At 60.6% G+C, this 4,784-nt stretch carries 2 protein-coding genes; both read right to left on the bottom strand.

The annotated features are described in order from the left end of the window. The coding region (locus tag A7Z06_RS21310; protein WP_105279579.1) for a DUF6531 domain-containing protein at positions 1 to 4,232 on the bottom strand (4,232 nt) is incomplete at its 3' end. An 18-nt stretch (positions 4,233 to 4,250) separates the two neighbouring features. Next, on the bottom strand, positions 4,251 to 4,703 hold the full coding sequence (locus A7Z06_RS21305; RefSeq protein ID WP_000141613.1) for a DcrB-related protein: 453 nt from the start codon (positions 4,701 to 4,703) through the stop codon (positions 4,251 to 4,253). Positions 4,704 to 4,784: the final 81 nt, after the last annotated feature.

The raw sequence follows: 4,784 nt of genomic DNA, 5'->3' as shown, positions 1-4,784 counted from the left end.
TCCGGCTGCGTAAACCGCCCGACATCCGGATCATAGTACCTGTGCAGATTGTAGTGCAGCCCCGTTTCCCTGTCGAGGTACTGTCCCTGGTAGCGCAGGCTCTGCTCCACCCCGCCGTGATCCTTCTCCTGTATTGTGTTTCCCCAGACCTGGTATCCCGTCTCCCACACGATTTTCCCGTCGCTGTCCGTCAGCTCTTCCGGCGCGCCGTTCACATCCGTGTGAAAATACAGTACCCGGGCCGGTTCCCCTTTGCCCGCCTTATCCACCCGCGCCAGCGGTTCATAACTCCCCGGGGCACTGTAAATATACAGGCTGCTGCTCCCTTCCGGCCTGCTCTCCTGCGCCAGCCGCATCCCGTCCCATAAAAATTTTGTCCGGTTGTACGCTTTACCGTCATGGCTGATATGCTGTTTTTCCGTCCGCCTCCCCAGCGCATCGTACACATACCGGTATGTCCCCCGCGCTGTCCTCGCCTCCACCATCCGGTGCTCCGCATCATAGCGGTAACTCTGCGTTCCGCTCCGGCCCTGCTTTTCCACCATCCGGCCATATTCGTCATAACGGTAGTGCACACCACGGTAAGACATCAGCCGGCTGAACGGCACCACGCTGTTTTCTGCCGTGGCCCTTTCCCCCGCACGCCGGTCCAGCAGGTTTCCCGCTGCGTCGTACTGCCAGCTCGCCAGATACCCCTCATCCTCCAGGCGGCACGCCGTGATGCGCCCCGTGCTGTCGTAAAAGTAATCCGTTTCGCCCCGCCGGCTGTGCCGTGTCTTCAGCAGTTCGTCCTGACCGTTGTAGCTGTACTGCCGGTCCGTGAACGTCTCCGGCACCACCCCGCGCATTCCGCTGCAGGTCTCCTTACGTTTCAGCCGCCCGGCAGGGTCATAAAGCTGCCGCGTGCTCAGCCGCCCCTGGCTTCTGAGTACCTCCCGGTGCAGGCTGTCACGCGTGAACTCGCTGATGACTTCCCGGTCCAGATTTATCTGCTGGAGATGACCGCTGCCGTAGTACAGATGCCGCTGCGTTCTGCCGTCCGGAAACGTGGTGGCAGTCCGGTTGCCCAGTTCGTCGTACCGGTGGGTCAGGACGCCCTGCGCCGTCTCCTCGCTCAGCATCCGGCCTGGTCTGTCGTAACTGAAGCGGATTATCTCCGGCGCGCCGGTTTCGTCTGCGTCGTGCCGCCGGCAGCGGATTTCCAGCAGCTGGTCTGCCGCGTCATAAACGTATTCCGTGCGGGTTTCTGCCGTCTCCTTTGCGGTGAGCCGGCCCGCTGCATCACGCATCAGCCGGTGGCGGATTTCACCGCCCTGGTCGCCCGTGAACACCACCTCCGTGACCGCGTTCAGCGCGTTGTAACGGTACGCCTGACGGCAGCCGTCCGGATTTATCTGCTCCGCCAGACGGTCCAGCACGTCATGGCGGAACCGGTAGCTTTCTCCGTTCTCGTTCGTGAGCGTGACCAGACGCCCGTAGGCATCGTACCCGAACGCCGTCCTGCGCCCCGTCGCGTCTGTCCGGCTGCGCACCCGGCCCTGCCCGTCCCGCTGCCAGCGCGTTATCCTCCCCATCGGGCTGGTGTACTTCACCAGCCTGCCCGCCGCGTCCGACTGGTAATTCACCGTGCGGCCGTCCGCCAGTATCACCTCCGTCAGGTGGCCGCTGTCGTCATACCCGTAGCGCGTGCTGTGGCTCTGCGCGTCTGTCATCCGTATCAGCCGCGTGCGTTCGTCGTAGAACCAGGCCGTCTGCGAGCCGGAACAGTCCGTGTGCCGCATGAGCTGCCCGTCTTCGTTCCACTGAAGGTATTTATTCCCCCCGCGCGCATCCGTTATCTGCACCACCTGGCCGTGGCGGTCATACTGATACCGGGTGTTCTGCTGCAGCGGGTCGGTCACCGCAAGAAGATTGCCGCGTTCATCGTACTCACAGCACCAGCTGTTCCCCGCCGCGTCCACCTCCGTTTCCGGCTGGTGCCACACCGGGTGCCACTGTGTCTGTGCCACCCGCCCCAGCGGGTCGTGCGTCTCCGTGATATGCCCCTGCCGGTCATACACATAGCGCCATTTGCCGCCCTGCGCATCGGTCATTCCCAGTAACAGCCGTTCTTCGTCGCTCCAGCGGAACGTCGTCACCTGCCCGGCTTCGTCCTGGTACGCCGTCACCTGGTTCTGCGCATCCCACTGATGATAACGCGTGCGCCCCAGACCGTCCGTCACGCACAGCCTGCGCGCCGCCAGGTTCCACGCCAGCCGGTACTGTTCACCGCTGTCCGTGTGGTGCCCCGTCACCCGCCACGCTGCGTCATCCGGACCGTCATACCAGCCCCACTGATAATAATATCCCTCGCCGCCCGGCTGGCGGTGCAGGGTCATGCAGTGATTATCGTTGTAGGCAAACTCGCGCAGCAGGTGGCCGGTACTGTCGTACACGCCGGTCAGCTGCCCGGCTGCGTCATAACTGTAACGACGCAGCAGTAAAGGTGCAGTATCAGGGAAATGCTGATAAATCTGCGTCACCCGCCGGGGATGCGCCGCCAGGTCGTAATGCAGACGGATGCACGGACGCTGCTGTTCGCCGCTGATTTGCGTGATGCGCCCCAGCTCGTCGTGGTACAGATTCAGACAGTTGCTGTTACGGTCGCCCAGCATTTTCAGCCGCTGGCGCTGCGGGTGATGCGGGTCGGCTTCAAACAGAAAAAACTGTCCATCATCGCTGCTGATAAGCCAGTGCCCCTGCTCACCACGCCGTACTGCCAGTCCTTCACCGGGACTGTAAAACCCGCTCCCCGGCAGCACGGCTTCCATATCCAGGCGTCGCCCCATACCCGACACAAAGGTCATGCAGTTTTCGTCCGCGTTACCCGGTGTGCGCTCGAGGCTCACTTCATACATCACACTCCAGCCCTGACCGAACATCCCATCCGTGCGCTCGTCACGACTGCTGTACACACGCTGCCAGTCCAGCGGAAAGTGACCCGGCAGGCTGAAGTCGAAATCGTCGTCATCCGCCAGATATTTGGCTCCGGTGGCGGCGTTGACCGGATGTGGAAGGGCGCTGATGGCCTTCTGTGTTATCATGCTCATCCCGACACCGGCAGCAAAACAGGCGATTTTAGAAAGCATTTTGCCCGGGCGGAGAAACATCAGCGCCACGGTTGCCACCAGGGTTATCTGCGACCTGCCGCTTCTGATATCCCTGACCACCAGTAACGGCCCCCCAATGCGGACATCCGGTGACACAAACGCCCCGTCCCCCGGCTCATTCACCACCCGGGCCTCACAGGTACAGCGTGCCCCGCTGCGTGCCGCCGGCTGGCTGTTGATACGCACATCCCGAGCGCCTTCCGCGATATACTCCGCCGCTGGCGGTTCGTCATCATCTCTGAACAGATTGCTGATACTGCCAATAACCGCATTCACGCCCTGAAAGGCGGTTTCCAGCATACCGTCCGGACTGAACAGGTTAAGGACCGTTCCCGCAGGGTCATCCAGAAAGGCGGCTTTTTTTTGTGCGAGTAACTGAGTCAGTGAGGAGGGATGTTTATGGCAGTCGATTTTATCGTCAGGGGTCGGGGTGGAGCCCGGAGCCGCACTGGCCACAGTGGGCTGCCACAGTTCCGACACAAAATGTGTCACGCCATCCACCAGCTCAGCACGCCCTTCTTCCGTACTGAGCTGGCCGGACAGCGCCCGGGACATCAGCACAGGTCCTGTCACCGGGTTAACCGCCAGGGCTATGACCCCCGCCATTTCCAGATATTCCCCGGCCACATCCCGGAATGTTCTGGCGTCCTCCTGACGCTGCGCTTCTTCCTGTTCCGCCTTCGCCTGCGCTTCCTGCGCCTCAATCTCCTGCCGCGATACCGCAGTGGCTGCTGCCCGCGCGGCAGGTTTGCTGTTGATCAATGTGTCACCAGAGCCGGTGAGGATGTAACCTTCAGTCTGAGGCGGGAACAACATATCAGCGAGGGCAGAACAGGCTTCGCTGACCGTTTCTGTCACGCCGGTGTACACCATCGCCACCCCCGCCACAAAACCGATCAGCACGACGGCCGTGCACCCCAGCGTCACCCCCGCTGACGCTGCCAGCACCGTGGCAGCCCCGACAATGAGGGCATCAATAACGACATTTGCCGCCACTTCCAGCACAGCCCCCAGCACATCTGCCATAAACGACGTATGCAGCAGGGCATCCCCCTGCCTTGCCGCCCAGAATGCCTCTTCCATGTCCCGTTCCCTGTGTGATTAATTCGTCCTGGCTTCCTGCCGCATCCTGAAGCGCAGATTCTTTTTAATTTCAGCCCAGCGCGTCATGTCTGCCGGGGTCAGCGGTGTGGTTCTGGCGTAGGTGAAGGCCATCATGACCCGCTCACCCGGCAATACAAATGCCACCTGACACTGGTACACCTGCTCGTTACCCCGGAGAAACTGACTCTGTATCTCCAGCCCTTCTTCGCCGTCATTAATCCCCACCCGGGTCACCTGCACGGGCGTGTAGTGCAGCTCCTTAACCTGCTTTTCCAGTTTTTTCATCTGCTGTTCAACCTGAGAGGCTAATTCGTCTCCCTCCTGCATCTGGCCCCGGCTGATAATTAATGCGGCATCGGGATCACTGAGGCGCAGCATATTAATGGTACTGTCCTGAGATATATTGCCGTCGAAAGACAGAACGGCTTCATTTACATAATATTCCGTCATAATGGAAAGAGTCCCTTTGAATAAAATATTTAATAATGGTTGTGATTTATTTTTCAGTCATGAAGGTGATATCTATCGCCG

This window comes from Escherichia sp. MOD1-EC6819, assembly GCF_002965765.1.
GTDB classification, from domain to species: domain Bacteria; phylum Pseudomonadota; class Gammaproteobacteria; order Enterobacterales; family Enterobacteriaceae; genus Escherichia; species Escherichia ruysiae.
Note: the sequence above shows the minus strand (reverse complement) of the source record. Positions and strands in the feature narration are given on the sequence as shown.

Bases quoted from the DNA above. Each gene is read 5' to 3' on its own strand.
- A7Z06_RS21305 (WP_000141613.1), bottom strand. From the start codon at position 4,703: ATGACGGAATATTATGTAAATGAAGCCGTTCTGTCTTTCGACGGCAAT.